General features: G+C 69.5%; 13 protein-coding genes. 10 read left to right on the top strand and 3 right to left on the bottom strand.

What is annotated here, in order from left to right:
* Positions 1–183: 183 nt before the first annotated feature.
* The 6 genes from ACIREI_RS28895 to ACIREI_RS28920 all read left to right on the top strand — a co-directional run bounded on the left by ACIREI_RS28895 (position 184) and on the right by ACIREI_RS28920 (position 7,957).
* Positions 184–2,496, top strand: a complete 2,313-nt coding sequence (locus tag ACIREI_RS28895; RefSeq protein WP_403338707.1) for a HAMP domain-containing protein — start codon at positions 184–186, stop codon at positions 2,494–2,496.
* Between the two features lie 6 nt (positions 2,497–2,502).
* Positions 2,503–3,774 (top strand): poly-gamma-glutamate synthase PgsB, encoded by a 1,272-nt coding sequence (gene pgsB / locus ACIREI_RS28900; RefSeq protein ID WP_403338710.1) that lies wholly within the window; start codon positions 2,503–2,505, stop codon positions 3,772–3,774.
* On the top strand, positions 3,771–4,253 hold the full coding sequence (locus ACIREI_RS28905; protein ID WP_403338712.1) for a poly-gamma-glutamate biosynthesis protein PgsC/CapC: 483 nt from the start codon (positions 3,771–3,773) through the stop codon (positions 4,251–4,253). The genes pgsB and ACIREI_RS28905 overlap by 4 nt, the downstream gene beginning before the upstream one ends.
* A 56-nt stretch (positions 4,254–4,309) precedes the next feature.
* Positions 4,310–5,452 carry an NlpC/P60 family protein gene (locus ACIREI_RS28910; RefSeq protein WP_403338715.1) on the top strand — a complete coding sequence of 381 codons (1,143 nt, stop codon included), beginning with the start codon at positions 4,310–4,312 and terminating at the stop codon, positions 5,450–5,452.
* A gap of 194 nt (positions 5,453–5,646) precedes the next feature.
* Complete coding sequence (locus tag ACIREI_RS28915; protein WP_403338718.1) at positions 5,647–7,497, top strand: ABC transporter ATP-binding protein; 1,851 nt, start codon at positions 5,647–5,649, stop codon at positions 7,495–7,497.
* Positions 7,498–7,717: 220 nt separating this feature from the next.
* The gene (locus tag ACIREI_RS28920) at positions 7,718–7,957 is read left to right on the top strand and encodes a hypothetical protein (RefSeq protein ID WP_403338720.1); all 240 of its coding nucleotides are present in this window, start codon (positions 7,718–7,720) and stop codon (positions 7,955–7,957) included.
* A gap of 268 nt (positions 7,958–8,225) precedes the next feature.
* Here ACIREI_RS28920 and ACIREI_RS28925 read toward each other — a convergent pair whose 3' ends face one another.
* Positions 8,226–9,530, bottom strand: a complete 1,305-nt coding sequence (locus ACIREI_RS28925) for a DUF418 domain-containing protein (RefSeq protein WP_403338723.1) — start codon at positions 9,528–9,530, stop codon at positions 8,226–8,228.
* 138 nt (positions 9,531–9,668) lie between these two features.
* Entirely contained in the window at positions 9,669–10,196 is a 528-nt protein-coding gene (locus ACIREI_RS28930) for a hypothetical protein (RefSeq protein WP_403338726.1), read from the bottom strand.
* Positions 10,197–10,554: 358 nt separating this feature from the next.
* Here ACIREI_RS28930 and ACIREI_RS28935 point away from each other — a divergent pair, with 358 nt between their 5' ends.
* From ACIREI_RS28935 to ACIREI_RS28950, 4 genes are all read left to right on the top strand, one after another.
* The gene (locus tag ACIREI_RS28935) at positions 10,555–11,181 is read left to right on the top strand and encodes a response regulator (protein ID WP_403338774.1); all 627 of its coding nucleotides are present in this window, start codon (positions 10,555–10,557) and stop codon (positions 11,179–11,181) included.
* Entirely contained in the window at positions 11,178–12,314 is a 1,137-nt protein-coding gene (locus tag ACIREI_RS28940; RefSeq protein ID WP_403338728.1) for a sensor histidine kinase, read from the top strand. Before ACIREI_RS28935 ends, ACIREI_RS28940 begins: the two co-directional genes overlap by 4 nt.
* 179 nt (positions 12,315–12,493) lie before the next feature.
* Positions 12,494–12,760: a CopG family transcriptional regulator gene (locus ACIREI_RS28945; protein ID WP_403338731.1), complete on the top strand. Its 267-nt coding sequence runs from the start codon at positions 12,494–12,496 to the stop codon at positions 12,758–12,760.
* Positions 12,757–13,200 carry a PIN domain-containing protein gene (locus tag ACIREI_RS28950; protein WP_403338733.1) on the top strand — a complete coding sequence of 148 codons (444 nt, stop codon included), beginning with the start codon at positions 12,757–12,759 and terminating at the stop codon, positions 13,198–13,200. The genes ACIREI_RS28945 and ACIREI_RS28950 overlap by 4 nt, the downstream gene beginning before the upstream one ends.
* A 610-nt stretch (positions 13,201–13,810) precedes the next feature.
* Here ACIREI_RS28950 and ACIREI_RS28955 read toward each other — a convergent pair.
* On the bottom strand, positions 13,811–14,680 hold the full coding sequence (locus tag ACIREI_RS28955) for a hypothetical protein (RefSeq protein WP_403338736.1): 870 nt from the start codon (positions 14,678–14,680) through the stop codon (positions 13,811–13,813).
* Positions 14,681–15,545: the final 865 nt, after the last annotated feature.

Below are 15,545 nucleotides of genomic sequence, written 5' to 3' on the forward strand. Positions count from 1 at the left end.
CAGTAATTGTTCGCATTCCGTGAAGCCTAAATTCACCATGCGCACAGGTGAGACAAATCTGCAGGTCAGATGGGTTTGCAAATTCTTTTTTTCGGTGAGCACCGTCACATCTCCCCGATAAACCGGCGAAGCATTCCCGTCGTCAGACAGGCCAAGAGGTTCTTTTCTGGAAAGGAATTCTTCTTGGCCACCACTCGATCCCCGATATCCACGCAGAGCCCGGCTCGGCGTCGGGCGGACATGGCGGTGTTAGGAGGTGTGCGGCCGCCACTGGCGGCCCTGCCGGTTCTGTTGGCGCTCGTCGCGGGCCTGACGGTGTTCGCCGTCGGGAGCGATGCCGAACGGGGCGTTCCCGAGGCCGTCCTCAGCTCCCAGCAGCACATCGCCGAGGACGGGGCGGTCGCGCTGCAGGCCGCCGTCGACCAGAGCGTCACCGATCTGCGGGCAGCGGCCGCGGACTTCGCGGGCTCCACGTCCCTGACGGCGGACGGAATGCTGACCCGCCTCGACCGGGCCAACCGCAAGTGGCGCGGTACCGCCGTCGTCGACCGGTCCACCGGTCGGCTGCTCGCCGCCCAGGGCGAGGCCCTACCGCTCGGCAAGGTGAACCTTCGGGGACTGCCGGCGAACCCGCCACCGAGACTGGTGCGGGACGACTCGGGCGTCACCCGGCTGCTGGCCTTCGCGACGCTGTCGCAAGGCGGCAGGCAGGAGTTGCTCGTCGCCTCCCAGAGCGTGAAGCTGCCGGGCATCTCCGTCGGCAAGAAGCACACGCTCAACGTCGTGGACCGTGACGGGGCCACTCTCACCTCGGCCGGGCCGGGATCCGGCACCGACCGGGCCAGGGAGCTGGCCGGCACCGCCGCCCGCGAGGCGCAGAGCAAGGGACCGTCGGACACCGGCGCCGGCGGCTTCGACGGTCCGAGCGGCAGCCTCGTCCGGGCAGCGGACGGCAACACCCGTACCGCCGTCGGGTACGCCGCCGTAGCCCGAGGGTCTGCCGCCAAAGAGAGTCCGAGCAGCGCACTCGGACTGACGGTCGTCACGACGGTGCCCACCGAGCGTCATGGGGCCGGGACCGGTCACCTGCGTCTCGCCCTCCTCGCCGCGGCCGTGCTCCTGGCCCTCGCGGCCGGGGTCACCGCCGCCCTCCACATGCTGGTGCAGCGGCCTGTGCTGCGGTTGCGCCGCGAAGCGCTAAGGCTCGGCTCGGGTGACCTCACGGCTCCCGTCCACGTGTCCCGCTTCGGGGAACCTGCCCGGGTCGGTGCCGCGCTGGAGGCACTGCGCCGTCAACTCCGTGGCGGGGGCGGGCCGTCGCAGGAGACGGTCGCGCAGTCACCGGCCAAGGGGCGTGTCCTGCGCGGGACGGGCAAGGGACGGCGTCGGCTCGGACTGCGCACCGTCCTCGTGGTGTGCGCGTTCGCTCTGCTGGCCTGGCCCGCGTCGATGCTGCTGACGCTCGGCAGCACCTTGCCGCACCCAGCCGCGGTCGTACCGCGGCTGATCTCCGACGACCAGCGGCAACGCACCGAGACGACGGCGGATCGCGTGCGCAGGGGGATCAACGACGGATACGCGGATCTCACCCATCTCGCAACCGTGATCGACGCTTCCCGGCCGGAGGAGGCGCGCACGGTCCTCGACAGATCCCTGGAGCAGCAAGGCCGATACCGGTCCCTGTACGTCGCCGACGTCACCGGCAAGATCCTCGCCCGCGCCGGCGATGAACCCCGTACCTCGAACAAGGCCCGCATCAGGACCGGGGTCAGGCAGACGAACACCTCCGGCACGGAACCGGTGCTCGCCGCCGTGGCAGCTCAGCCGGTCAAGGGAGCGCAGGCGCGGTCCGGACGCCACTATGTCGTGGGTGAGTTCAAGGTCCGGTACCTGACCGGCATCCTCGACCGACCCGGTCTCGGCTCGGTGTGGCTGGTGGACTCCGCGCACCGGGTCATCGCGTCCAACAAGGGGTTCGTGGCCTTCGGGCAGGTCTCCGACGGCCGGCTGCGGGCCCGGATGAAGGCCGTCCGCACGACCAAGGGCTCCGCTGAGCTGCTGCTCGGCTGGCGGGATCCGGCGGTCGCCGCGGTGGCGCCGTTCAACGACAAGCTGGGCGTCGCGGGCGCACTCGGCTGGAAGGTCGCCTCGATTCGGCCGGTGTTCTGGATCGGCCTGCCCGAGTACGAGGCACAGCGGCGGATCGTGCTCGTCGGTCTGCTGGGGGTGTCCGCGGGCGCCCTCTGCATCGGCTGGCTGTACCTCGTCGTCGTACGTCCGCTGCGTGAAGTCGCCCGGGGTGCCGAGGCGTTGGCAGCCGGGGACCGCAGAACGGTGCTCTACCCGCGCTACCACGACGAGGTGGGATCCGTCGCCCGCAGCCTCGAACTGATCAGACAGCGGCTCCCGCGCACCGACGCACCGCCCGCGCCCGGTTCCCCGGACGCCGCGCCCACCCCCTCCACTTCCCCGTCCGGCCCCGGTCCCAGGAGCTGACCCGCCGTGCTCTTCCTGTACTGCGTCCTCGCGACGTGCTGCTTCGGCCTGCTCGTCGCAGGCATCGTCGAACAGCGCCGCCATGACGCGAATCTCGCCGCCATACCCACCCGAGTGCTGGTCAACGGCATTCGAGGCAAGTCCTCCATCACCCGGCTGTGCGCGGGCGCGCTGCGCGGCGGCGGGCTGGTGACCGTCGCCAAGACCACGGGCACCGCGGCCCGGTTCATCCACCCCGATGCCACCGAGGAGCCGGTCTACCGCAAGTTCGGCATCGCCAACGTCGTGGAGCAGATCGGCATCGTCCGGCGGGCCGCCGGCTACCGGCCCGATGTCCTGGTCATGGAGTGCATGGCCGTCATGCCCGCACTCCAGGAGATCAACCAGTCCAAGCTGATCCGCTCCACCATCGGCGTGCTCTGCAACGTCCGCGAGGACCATCTCGCCGAGATGGGCCCGACGCTGGACGACGTGGCCCGCTCCCTGTGCCGGTCGATGCCTGAGGGCGGCATCTGTGTCACCGCGGAGAAGGATCGCTTCCCCATCCTCCAGGAGGAGGCCGACGCCCGGGACTGCAAGCTGGTCTACGCCGACCCGGAAACCGTCACCGACGAGGAGCTGCGCGGCTTCAGCTGGTTCACGTTCAAGGAGAACGTCGCCATCGCACTCGCGGTCGCCGAACTGCTCGGCGTCGACCGCGCGACCGCGCTGAAGGGAATGTACGAGGCGCCGCCGGACCCGGGTGTGCTGTCCGTCGAGCGCTACCGCACCCACGACGGAAAGCGGCTGCGATTCGCGAACGTCTTCGCCGCCAACGACCCCGAGTCGACGCTGATGAACATCGAGCAGCTGCTCGAACTGGGCGCGATCCACCGTCCGTTGCACGTCGTCATCAACTGCCGTCCCGACCGTGTGGAGCGCAACGGGCAGATGGGCGCGCTCATCCCCCGGCTCGACCCGGAGACGGTGTTCCTCATCGGCCACCCCACCAGGTCGGCCGCCGACGCCATACCCGCCCACTGGACCGGGAACGTCGTCGATCTCGGCGGCGACCGCCGCGACCCCGGCCGGCTCACCACGGACCTGCTGGCTCACCTGGGCCCGGACTCCTCGCTCGTCGCCATCGGCAACATCCATGGCCAGGGCGAACTCCTCCTGGAGCGGCTCGCGGCACTCGCGCCCGACCACCTCGACGCCGCCGCCGACCCCGCCAACCCGAGCGACGCCCCCACATCACTCGTCGCCCACCACAACTCCTCCCATGGAGCACCGCGTTGATCCCCGCAGTAGTCACCCCCCAGATCGCAGCCATCGGCATCGCCCTCGGTCTGGTGTTCTCCCTCCTGTGCTACCTGACCACGAACCTCTCACCGGGCGGGATGATCACCCCCGGCTGGCTGGCCCTCACCCTCGTCGACGATCTGCGACGCGCCGCCATGGTCGCGGGCGTGGCAGGCCTGACCTACCTGCTGACCAAGCTGCTGCAGCGACTCGTCATCCTCTACGGCAAGCGGCTGTTCGCCGCCGTCGTGCTCATCGGTGTCCTGCTCCAGGCCGGGCTCTCCCTGTTGCTCCAGCAGGAGTTCCCCCTGTTGTTCGCCCATCAGGCCCTCGGGTTCATCGTCCCCGGTCTCATCGCCTACCAGCTCGAGAGGCAGCCCAAGACAGCGACGGTCCTCTCCACCGGCGCGGTCACTTTCGCCACCTACGTGATCTTGGTGTCCGGGCTGCTGCTGGGCGCCCTGCCCACGAAATGAGCCGCCGCCCCACCGGCCTGTGGCCCATCCCTCTTTCCCCCCACCGGAGTTGACCAGTGAAACGCCTGAAACGCCTGAAACGCCTCCAGCCCGGAATCCGTAGGTTCTCCCTGACCAGGAACGCGGCCCTGTCCCTGGTGACAGCTGTCCTGCTCGCGGCGAGCTGCGGGCTGTCCCTGCAGCTCAGGCATCGCACAGACCGTCCGGAGGCATCACAGGCCTCGCAGGTGTCACAGGTACCGCATGTATCGCATGCATCGCTGGGTGCCGGAATCCGGGTCAGGAGTGGCCCACTGCGCTTCGAGCGGATCGGCAACCCCGCCCGCACGGTCGCCCGCGACCCGCGCGGCACCGTCATCGCCACGTTCACCGACGGCGCCCGTACGGCCGTACTGACAGGGCCCAGCAGGACGTTCGCGGAGCCGCGTACGACGGATGCCAAGGTCGTCACCAAGAGCTGGGTGCGGCTGCTGCCCAAGGCCTGGACCCGTGGCGCGGAGAAGAGCGGTTGGTTCAGGACCTGGCTCGGGTCCCGGCTCGGCAGCCGGGACCCCGACATCCTCGCCACGGCCTTCGACTACGTCGCCGGTGCCCCGGTCCGTACGACGTCAGCGGGAGTCGAATACAGCGGTGCCGCCCGCTACACACCCGACACTGCCGACGACTCCGCGCGTGCCGGGCAAGGGAAGCCGAAGTCGCCGAAGCCGCGCACGGGTTCGGACTTCTACGACTACCTGGGCGTCCCCTGGACCTTCCCCGACACGGTCACCCGCCGTCCCGAGAAGGACCGCGCGCGCTCCGTCGACAGCTCCGGCTATGTCCGGCTGGTGTACGGATACCGCTCGGGGTTCCCGCTGAACAGCAGGGACAGCGCGGCGGGTGGCGGGCTGCAGCGGACCCCCGACGCGATCGCCCACGGGCGGCTCGGCGTGCCCGTGATCCCCCTCAGCGACCGCCGCCCCGCTGTCATCCAGCAGCTCCAGCCCGGCGACCTGGTCTTCTTCAGAACACGGGAGCTGCCCGGCGGACGGATCGGCCACATCGGCATTTACCTCGGCCTGGACACCGCCGACCACCCGCGCTTCATCTCCAGCCGGAAGAACGCGGGCGGCCCCACCATGGGCGACAAGGGCGGCACCGCACGGCTCGACGGTGCCGGCTACTACGCCCAAGGGCTGCGCGCGGCCCGACGCCTCTGACCCGCCCCGCCCACCCCTTCGCGGGTGGCTCCAGCCACTTGGCGGGGGTGCACCCGACGATTGCCGGATGGCCGACGGAAGGCCGGGGATTCCAGGCTGGCGGCATGACACACGGTGCGCCATCCGCGCACCCGCGGGCCGATGCCCGCAACCGCTGACGCGGTGCACGGCCGACCCCGTAAGAAAGGAATCCTGTGAACACCGCATCCGCCCCAGAGGCGACGGATGCCGAGTCCCTGCGCGCCCGCGAGACGCTCAAGGCCCTGTACGGGTACGTCCGTCCGCACCGGTGGGCCGTCGCGCTCGGTCTGCTGTGCGCGCTGGCCGGGGCCGCCGGCGGGCTGCTGCAGCCGCTGGCCACGAAGACGCTGGTCGACCGGCTCTCGTCCGGTGGCACGATCGGCACCATCCTGCTGGCCATGACCGTTCTGGTCCTGCTGAGCATGGTGGCCGAGGCGTTCGGCGCCTATGTGCTGGAACGGACGGCGGAGTCGGTGGTGCTCGCCGCCCGCCGCAGCCTCATCGGACGGTTGCTGCGGCTGCGCCTCGCGGAGGTGGACCGGATGCAGCCGGGCGATCTGATGTCCCGGGTGACCTCCGACACCACGCTGTTGCGGGCCGTCAGCACCCAGGCGGTGGTCTCCGGGGCGACGGGGGCGGTGACGCTGGTCGCGGCGGTCGTGGTGATGGCGTTCCTCGATGCCGTCCTGCTGGGCGTCACGCTTGGCGTGGTCGCGGTCGTCGGTGTGGCTGCCGCGCTGGTGCTGCCGAGGATCGGGCAGGCCGCCGAGCGTGCGCAGGCGGCTGTCGGGGAGATGTCCACGGGCCTGGAACGGGTCTTCGGCGCTTACCGCACGGTGAAGGCGTCCGGTGCCGAGGAGCGGGAGACCGCTCGCGTCGAGGCGGCGGCACGCAGGGCGTGGCGCCACGGCGTGCGCGGCGCGAAGTGGGAGGCCGTGCTGGGTTCGGCGGACAACCTCGCCGTCGAGCTGGCGTTCCTCGCGGTCCTCGCCGTCGGCGGGGCGCGGGTGGCGTCCGGGGAGATGCCGGTCTCCACGCTCATCGCGTTCCTGCTGTATCTCTTCTACCTGATGGAGCCGGTGTACCAGCTGGTCGAGGCAGCGTCCCACTACCAGGAGGGCGCGGCCGCGATCGCCCGGATCGCGCAGGTGGACGGCCTGGCGACAGAGAAGGCAGAGAAGGCAGCGAAGACAGAGAAGACAGCGAAGACAGAGAAGCAGGACCGGCACCGGTCGGTACGGTCCGCGGCGACCCAGGTGGTGCGGCCGTGTCCGGCGTCGGTTCGCTTCGAGGCGGTGTCCTTCCGGTACGGGCCTGGGTCGCCGGACATCCACCAGCGGGTGGACTTCGAGGCGCCGGGCGGCGGAATGACGGCGTTCGTCGGCCCCTCCGGCGCGGGCAAGTCGACGGTCTTCGCGCTCGTCGAGCGGTTCTACGAAGCGACCGGCGGCCGTGTCCTGGTCGACGGCAAGGACGTGACGAAGTGGCCGTTGTCCGAGCTGCGGTCCGTCATCGGGTACGTCGAGCAGGACGCGCCGGTGCTGGCCGGCACGCTGCGGGAGAACCTGGTCTTCGCCGCGCCCGGCGCGACCGACGACGACATGCGCGAGGTCCTCGCCCGGACCAGGCTCGATGCCCTCGTCGAGCGTCTCCCGCACGGCCTGGACACCCCGGTCGGGCACCGCGGTACGAAACTGTCCGGCGGCGAGCGGCAGCGCATCGCGATCGCCCGCGCGCTGCTGCGCAGGCCCCGGCTGCTGCTCCTGGACGAAGCGACCTCGCAGCTCGACGCCGTCAACGAGCTGGCACTGCGGGACGTCATCGCCGAAACCGCACGCGAGACCACCGTGCTGGTGGTGGCCCACCGCCTGTCGACCGTCACGGACGCCGACCGCATCGTCGTCATGGACGCGGGCAAGGTCCGCGCAGTCGGCACCCACGAGGAGCTGGTGACCGAGGACGAGCTGTACGCGCAGCTCGCGGCGACGCAGCTGCTGACCTCGGCGGGGCGCCCTCGCGAGTGAGGCGGGCCCTTACGGAAAGGTCATCCACGGGGTGCCCCCGCCGCACGGCGGGGGCACCCCGGCCGGGTGGCGGGGCGGCACCGGACTGCTGCCGGACACCGCCGCACTCCACCACCCGTGAGGCTGAGGACAGCGGCTGCATCACCAGGCATTCGGCTTCCCCGCCCAGTCCGTCACCTCATCCTCCAGTCCGTCACCTCATCCTGGAGTCTCCAGGCCCGTGCTCATGGCCAAGGGCCGGCAGGCTTCCCTGAACAGGCCGGACGGCCGCCCGCTCGATCCGGTGCGCATGGGCATCGGCCGGCAGCCCGCTCCACGCCCGGGACTCATCGGCGCCCTCGGACTTCGCCCCCGTGGCGACCTCGGCATCTTCGCCGTGCTGTACGGCAACGGCCGGTTCCTCGACGGCCTGTTCGCCGACAACCCCATCAACCGGGACGAGTCCATCGGCCATCGGTGAGCCGACGGCCCGCACCACCTTCGCCCACCTCCTCCGGGCCATCGAGGGCCATCGCTGAGCACACGCGCACGACCCGCACACCGCTCGACTCCGCTGCCACCCGGCCCGGGCGACCACGCTCATCCCTGTCCCTCCCCGCATGGCACCCGATGACGGGCGCCATGCGCGTTTCCGGGTACGCCAAAGCCCGCAAGGGGAATCCCCTTGCGGGCCGGGCGGGTTGTCCAGGTCGGGATGGGGCATGGAGCCGAGCCACCCCGACCGGACCTCAGCGGATGTACTTGGCCGGCTTGGTGGCGGCGTTCAGGAGATACTCCAGGGGGCCACGGCGGAAGAAGCGGGACCAGATCGCGGCGAACACGATCGCCCCGAGGATGTACAGGAGCACGGGCACCCAGGACTTGGTGGTGCCGGCGCCGGAAGCGGGCCACGCGGACTGTGCGAGGAAGTGGCCGACGTACGCCGTCAGGGACATGGTGCCCACGGCGATGACCGGTTTCGCCAGGCGACGCAGTCGCGGCACGCGGTCGATCGCCACCGTCGCGCCCACGATCACGAGGATCGCGACACCCAGGCAGCCGATGGTGTCGAGGGTGGTGCCGGTGTGCGACACGGCACCCAGCAGGTCCGAGGCCGACTGCACGGGCCCGCTGGACCCACTGCCCATGGACCCACTGCCCATGGACCCGCTGCCCATGGACCCTGCCCGGGGGCCGCTGCCCATGGACCCCGCTCCGGAGCCGCTGGACGGCCCTCCGCCTCCCCCGAAGCTCAACACCGCGCTCGTGCCACCCAGCAGCGCGGCCAGGCCGTAGGCGCCTACGGTGAGGCTTGCACCGAGCGCCGCCAGGCGCCGCTGGACGGTGGCGGCGGTCAGGTCGAGGCGGGCCAGGGCCATGCCGGCGATCACGAACGCCATCCACGTGATCGTCGGGTAGAGGCCCGTGAGCAGCAGATCGAGTACTCCCACGGTGCTGAGCTTCTCGAGCGGGTCGTAGGCGTTGATGCTCTGCTGGACGGAGTCGCTCAGCCACATCTTCAGGACGAACGCCAGCTGCGGCATGACGATCGCGATCCCCGCCGCGATGATCGCCAGCGTCTTGGCGCTCAGTCGTACCAGGAGCAGCGCGAGGAGGAAGTAGACGCCGTAGTAGGCGAGGATGATGATGTCCCCGTACTCCATCGCCAGCACCGTGCCCAGCGCCAGCAGGATCACGGCGCGGATGGCGATCCGGGCCTTCGCCTGCCGGCCCGCCAGGCCGGTCTTGGGCTCAAGGCGGCCGGCGATCAGCATCAGCGAGAACCCGGCGAGGGTGGCGAACAGGGCCGACGAGCGCCCCTCCGCCAGGGAGTACACCCAGCTGCCGAGGTCGTTCCCGGCCGACGGCATCGGGGCGATGTGCACGATGTACATGCCGAACACCGCCAGCGCGCGGGCCAGATCCAACCCGACCAGGCGTCCCATCGAGGGGCCGGGCGAGACCTGCCCGTCGGACTCGGACGAGGTTCGGGGCCGTGGAGGCGAGTTCTCCTGCGGAGCCGATGTGTCCTGCGGCGGCTGTATCTGTGTCATACACAGAATCCTTCGGTGCCGTCAGGAGGCGGCCCATCCGGCAGGCTTCGGCAACACCCCCGCCGACCGGCCGGGACCACCCCGCCGACCGGCGGACCAGTACCCCGGCCGGTCAGCGGGCCCGGACGGCCCGCCGCCCTACTTGATGACGGCGTTGGCCACCACGACCACAAGCCCGAGCAGCGCGTCCACCATGCCGATCCTCACGGCGGAGCCCCACGTGCGCCCGGCAGCGCGGGCCGCGACCAAGCCCCAGGCGAACAGCAGCATCACGTTCACGGCGAAGACCACGTACTCGACGCCCGCCGAGGGCCACCACCCCCAGGCCGCACCGAGCAGCAGGACCAGCGTCGGCGCCGTCGCCACCACCAACGGCCACTCGGACAGCAACAGCCGCCCCCCGGCGCGCACACCATGATGGGTCCGGTCGCCGCGCAGGGCGATCAGATGCGCGTAGCCATGCGCCAAGGCCGATGCGACGGCCGTGAACAGGAGCCACTGGGCGCTGCTGAACCGGTCGGCGGGCGCCGTCTCACCCTGTTCTGTCAGGGCGGCCACCATGGAGCTGGCCAACACCGCCCCGTACACGCCTCCGAACAGCACATGGGGCCGCGCCGCACAGCGGCGCAGAGCACGGACAGGCTGACGCAGGTACAGGTGGGGCATGGCTGGGTGATCCTCGAACGGTACGGAAATCGACTGCGGCCCGCGGACTGGGGCGGGCCCACGGACCGATCCCACCGGACGAGAGCCGCGGACACCATCCGCCGAGCCTCGCCCACCCGCCCGCCGATGGGCCGGAGCGCTCCCCCCGAGCGGCTGGAACCGGCCTGCCGGGTGGCGGGTGTCCACGGCGGCCGCACCGTCGCGCGCCGTGCCGGACGTACTGTCGACAGCAGGCGATCACCGTACGCGTCGCCGAAAAGCTGGGCAGAGCAGACGAGTGTGACGAGTGTGAGGCGGAACGCCGGTGATCCGGGTAGTGGTGGTGGACGACGAGGCCCTGGTGCGGTCCGGCTTCCAGATGATCCTGAACGCCTCCGACGGCATCCAGGTCGTGGCGACCGCGGAAGGAGCGCAGGCCGCCGACGTGATCCGGCGCGAGCATCCGGACGTCGTGCTCCTCGACATCCGCATGCCGGACGTGGACGGCCTGACCGTCCTGGGGGAGCTCCAGACGCTGCCCGAGCCGCCGACGGTGGCCATGCTGACCACCTTCGACACCGACGAGTACATCCTGACCGCACTGCGCTCGGGAGCCGCGGGCTTCCTGCTCAAGGACACCGAGCCCGAACAACTCGCCCAACTCGTACGCACTCTGGCCGCGGGCGGGGTGGTCATGTCCCCGAAAGCCTCGCGGGCTCTGCTGCGCGGCCATCCGGAGGCGGGCACGCCCCAGGACGCGGGCGTGGCGCGCGTGAATCTGCTCAGCGACCGCGAACGTGACGTCCTCGTCCTGATCGCGGAAGGACTGTCCAACGCCGACATCGGCACCCGCCTCCATCTGAGCGCGGGCACCGTCAAAGACCACGTCAGCTCGATCCTGACCAAGCTCCGGGTCTCCAGCCGCGTCCAGGCGGCGCTCCTCGCGGAGCGGGCCGGACTGCTCGGCGTCGACGGCGCCGACACGGCACGGGGCGACGCGCGATGAGTGCGGGTCGGGCACTGTGGCGGCGGGTACCGCCCTGGGTTGTCGACGCGGGCCTCGTCGTGCTCGCCGCGCTCGACGCCTGGATCAACCTCGACGACGAGGCGACACCCCTCATGTGGGCCTGCGCCGCCCTCGGCAGCGCCGGACTGCTCCTGCGCAGGCGCTTTCCGCTCGCCGTCTTCCTGCTGACACTGCCCATGCTGCTGTTCATGGACGTGGGAGTCGCGCCGATCGCCGCGCTGTACACACTGGCCGCGCGCACCCGCAACCACCCGCTGCTGGCCGGCTGCGCCCTGCTGAACGCGGCGGCGACCACCCTCGCCTGGCCCCTGTCCGACACGTTTTCCGGCGACCCGTTCTCCGGCGACCGGACCTGGACGCTCATCCAGTTCGTCTACACGCTGGCCATGGCCTTCGCCCCGATCCTGTGCGGTCAGCTCGTGCAGGCCGGACACGACGTGGCCCGCCAGCTCGTCGAGGTCAAGGAGGCCCGCGAACACGAACGCGCCCTGCACGCCCAGACCGTCCTCGCCCGCGAACGCGCCCAACTGGCCCGCGAGATGCACGACGTCGTCTCCCACCAGGTCAGCCTCATCGCCGTACAGGCCGGAGTCCTGCAGGTCGCCGCCAAGGATTCCGACGCCCGCGACGCCGCCCGCACCATCCGCACCCTGAGCGTGAACACCCTCGACGAACTGCGCCACATGGTCACCCTGCTGCGCGCCTCCGGCGGCAAGGAAACCGAACTCACCCCCCAGCCCACCCTCGCCGACCTCCAGCAGTTGATCGCCAACAGCGGCATCGAGACCACCCTGACCGGCGGGCTCCCGCCCGGCATCAGCACAACCGCCCAACGCACCGTCTACCGCACGGTCCAGGAAGCCCTCACGAACGTACGCAAGCACGCCCCCGGCGCCCGCGCCGAGGTACGCCTGTGGCACGACACACAGCACTTCGGCGTCACCGTCACCAACACCGCCCCCACCCGCCCGTCCGTCGCCCTGCCCAGCGCCCGGCACGGCCTGATCGGCCTGAGAGAGCGTGCCGAACTGCTCGGCGGCGCGCTCATCGCCGAACCCACGCCACACGGCGGATACGAGATCGAACTACGGGCCCCCACCCAGCCCGCCTGAGCCGCGTGCTGTCCGGGGACACCGACACGGAAACCGAACCCCCTGACGTACCCCTATCCCCAGGCTCAGTCTGGCATCCGAAAGGGGCGTGTGAGGTCGGCTCGGCTGGGGTCCTCAGCAACACGACATGGGGAGGTGTGCCGGATACATCAATCCGGTACATGGACTACCATTGGTACATGTCCATGAAGCGCACCAACGTCTACGCGGACCCCGAGGACCTGGCGATCATCAAGGAGGCCGCCAAGCGCCGGGGTATAAGCGAGGCTGAGATCATCCGCCAGGGCATCCACCTTGCGGCCATGGCGAACAGGGTCTGGGACGAGCCGCTGTTCTCACGCACCTTCGAGGGGCCGGGGCGCACGCTGTCCAAGTCGGAGGTCCGCGACACGGTCGCCGAGGCCGTCCGGCGTGAGGCTGACTCGGGCTCCGGATCCGCCGCGTGATCATTGTCATCGCCGATACGTCCGGTCTTCTGGCGGCGCTGGACTCGGCTCATCCGGAACACGGGGCGGCGAACGAGGCGATCATGGCGGCGGGCCTGCTGGTCATGTCCCCGCTCCTGCTGGCGGAACTGGATCACGTGGCGACGCGTGAGCTCGGCAGGGAGGCTGCCCTCAGCGCGGTCGACGACCTGCGGCGCTGGATGAGCCGGGGTCGTGTCGTCCTGCCGGAGATCACGGAGGACCACCTGGGCGCAGCCCAGTCCCTCCGTGTCCGTTACCGCGCGCTGGACCTCGACCTCGCCGACGCGGTGAACGTGGCGCTTGCCGCCGACTACGACACGGACGCGATCCTCACCCTGGACCGACGAGACTTCCGCGCCGTACGCCCGCTGGGCCGTTACAAAGCGTTCCGTGTACTTCCCGATGACCTCCCGCTCTGACGCAGGACCCAAAGCGGTCAAGTACCTGCTTCCACAAGGGGCTTGGGCACCGCCCACGACGAAGACATGCGGGACGGATGTCCGCCATCGCCCGGAACAGCGGGCTGAGGGCTCGCCTCCGGCTCAGCTGCATGAAAGTGCAGGTCAGCGCCATGCTGCGACGTGATGGGGGCTTCCTCTCAAGGCGCGTGTGCCCTATGCGTGCCCAATCTCGGGGGTACAGGAATACTCGCAAAACGCAGCAAAGGCGTCCCAATGAAACAGCCCCAGGCCGCTGACCTGGGGCTTCAAAAAGAGCGGGTGACGAGAATCGAACTCGCGCTCTCAGCTTGGGAAGCGACGGCGCTTGGGGAGTCGAATAGCTTCTGACCTGGGCGTATGTGATCTGGCGCGGCGCCCGAGGGCGCAGGCTCGCACCGCTGTTGACCGTGGTTTACCGGTCTTATGGGCACGCTATGGGCACGCCGCTTCGACGGAGGTCTTCGGGGCCTCTTCCTGGTGGCTGGTAGAGCGCCGTGCCGTCCCATTGGCGGGCCAGCCGGATGGGATCATTGCAGGCGCACATGAAGCACCCTGAGGTGCGGCGACGCTGATGCGTAACTTGGGCAGGTCACTTGCCTGGCACCAGCTCCAGGAGTCGGCCTACGCGATGCCATCCGCCGACCAGGATCGCGGCCAACACGGAACAACCGACAATGAGCCACGGGCGAAGGTCCTGACTAAGCCCCAATGTTGGGAGCATCATGGAAGCGCCGACAGCTGCTGCCATCGCGGTGGTGATGACTACGGCCACGTGGACGGACTCCCTGATCGCAGTTCGAGTCAGGGAAACAGGCGGGACCCCTTCCAAATAGGCTTCCGGCAGCAACGCTCCGATACGGCCCTCCGCGCATCGCTCGCTGATGATGGCCAGCATGGTCCCGAGCCGAGGCAGAGCTACATCCGGGTCGGCATCGATTTTCAGAGACTCCGACCGCAGCGCACCCGCAACCAGTGCTGTGTGGGTACGCACTGCTGCACGCCTTGGCGATCGATTGGGGATGGTCCCGGCATATCGATGCGCGCGAAGGATGGCCTTCTCTGCCGCTCGAAGGCCGGCGTCGAGATCTCGAAGCTGTGAGGCGCGCTCGCCGGGTGGTCTGTCATACGCCTCCGCACATCGGTGTAGGGCATCTAAGACCCGCATTGTTGTGCGATGACGGTAGAGGGCCCCTCGGGCCGAGCGGCGCTCGATCAGCCACCACAGTGGTACAAGCATGACCACTGAGAAATAGGCTACGAAGATGACGCTGTCCCAGCCGTGGAAGGGACGACTCCCGTTTTCTGGGCGAATCGACCATAGGAAGTACTGTGTCGCCTTTGCAATGACCTCGGCATCAAGGGCAACCGCCACGTCATGAAGGATGATGGTCGACAACTTGAGCACCCTCACGCCGAACCACAAGGCGAAATAGGCCGCGGCGATCGAGCCATAGGGCACTGTTTCTAGAGTGGTTCGGGTTTGTCGTAGTGCCTTGCGGGTGTGAGGGAGAGCCCTGTCTGGCACTTCGAGGGTCTGGAGTGATGCTCCGAGCTTGCGGAGCCGTCTGCCGATCGCCCGTTGGTTGACTCGAAGGCGCCAAGTTCTAAGCGCCGACCATGCCTGTGAGACATGCGGGGTTATCTGTTCCGTTGTCGTACGTACCAGGCTCACAACGTCTCTCCCTCGTACCGATGGGCCGATGCTGCCGGAGGCGAACTCGGTTCGCTCCGCGTTCTTGCAAAGGATCTTCGGAGTGGATCGCTGAGGGCACACGCCGCTTCCGCCGCACGGGTGAGTTGGACCGGGGACAAGACCGGGGTAGGGCGGGTTCGCACTGGCTCGGAGCGGGCGAGACTCCGCGCTACCTCCGGCAGATGGATGCAGACGACAAGCCCGCCAAGCTGTGGCAGCTCCACCCCGCTTCTTTGACCCAGTGCAGGACTTGGGTGTGGTCGGACAGGTGCCCGACCCAGACACCGGTCACCCCATCAGGTAGCTGTGGCGCTCGCTCAGGAACCCGGCCATGGCGTGTGAGGCGATGCCAGGCTGGTGATCGTGTCCAGGTCAACCAGAAGAAGACCTCGCGGCGTGCTCGGCGTGGGTCTGCTCGGAGCAGCTTTGCTGCCAGGTCGGGGTGGAGCGAGAACTCAACTTCCAAAAGGTCGATCAGGCCCGTTCCTGCGTCCGCGGTCTTTGGGGTCGGAGGCCCCGGAAGCGGCTCGCGCCAGGGGTCACGTCCGCCGAAGTGGTGTATTGACGGCCACTCGGTGATCTCGTTTTGAGGCTATGCGGTGAGTTCGGTGGGCAGGGTGGTCTCGTCGGT

Origin of the sequence: Streptomyces sp. NPDC093591, from assembly GCF_044764885.1 — a bacterium.
GTDB lineage: Bacteria > Actinomycetota > Actinomycetes > Streptomycetales > Streptomycetaceae > Streptomyces.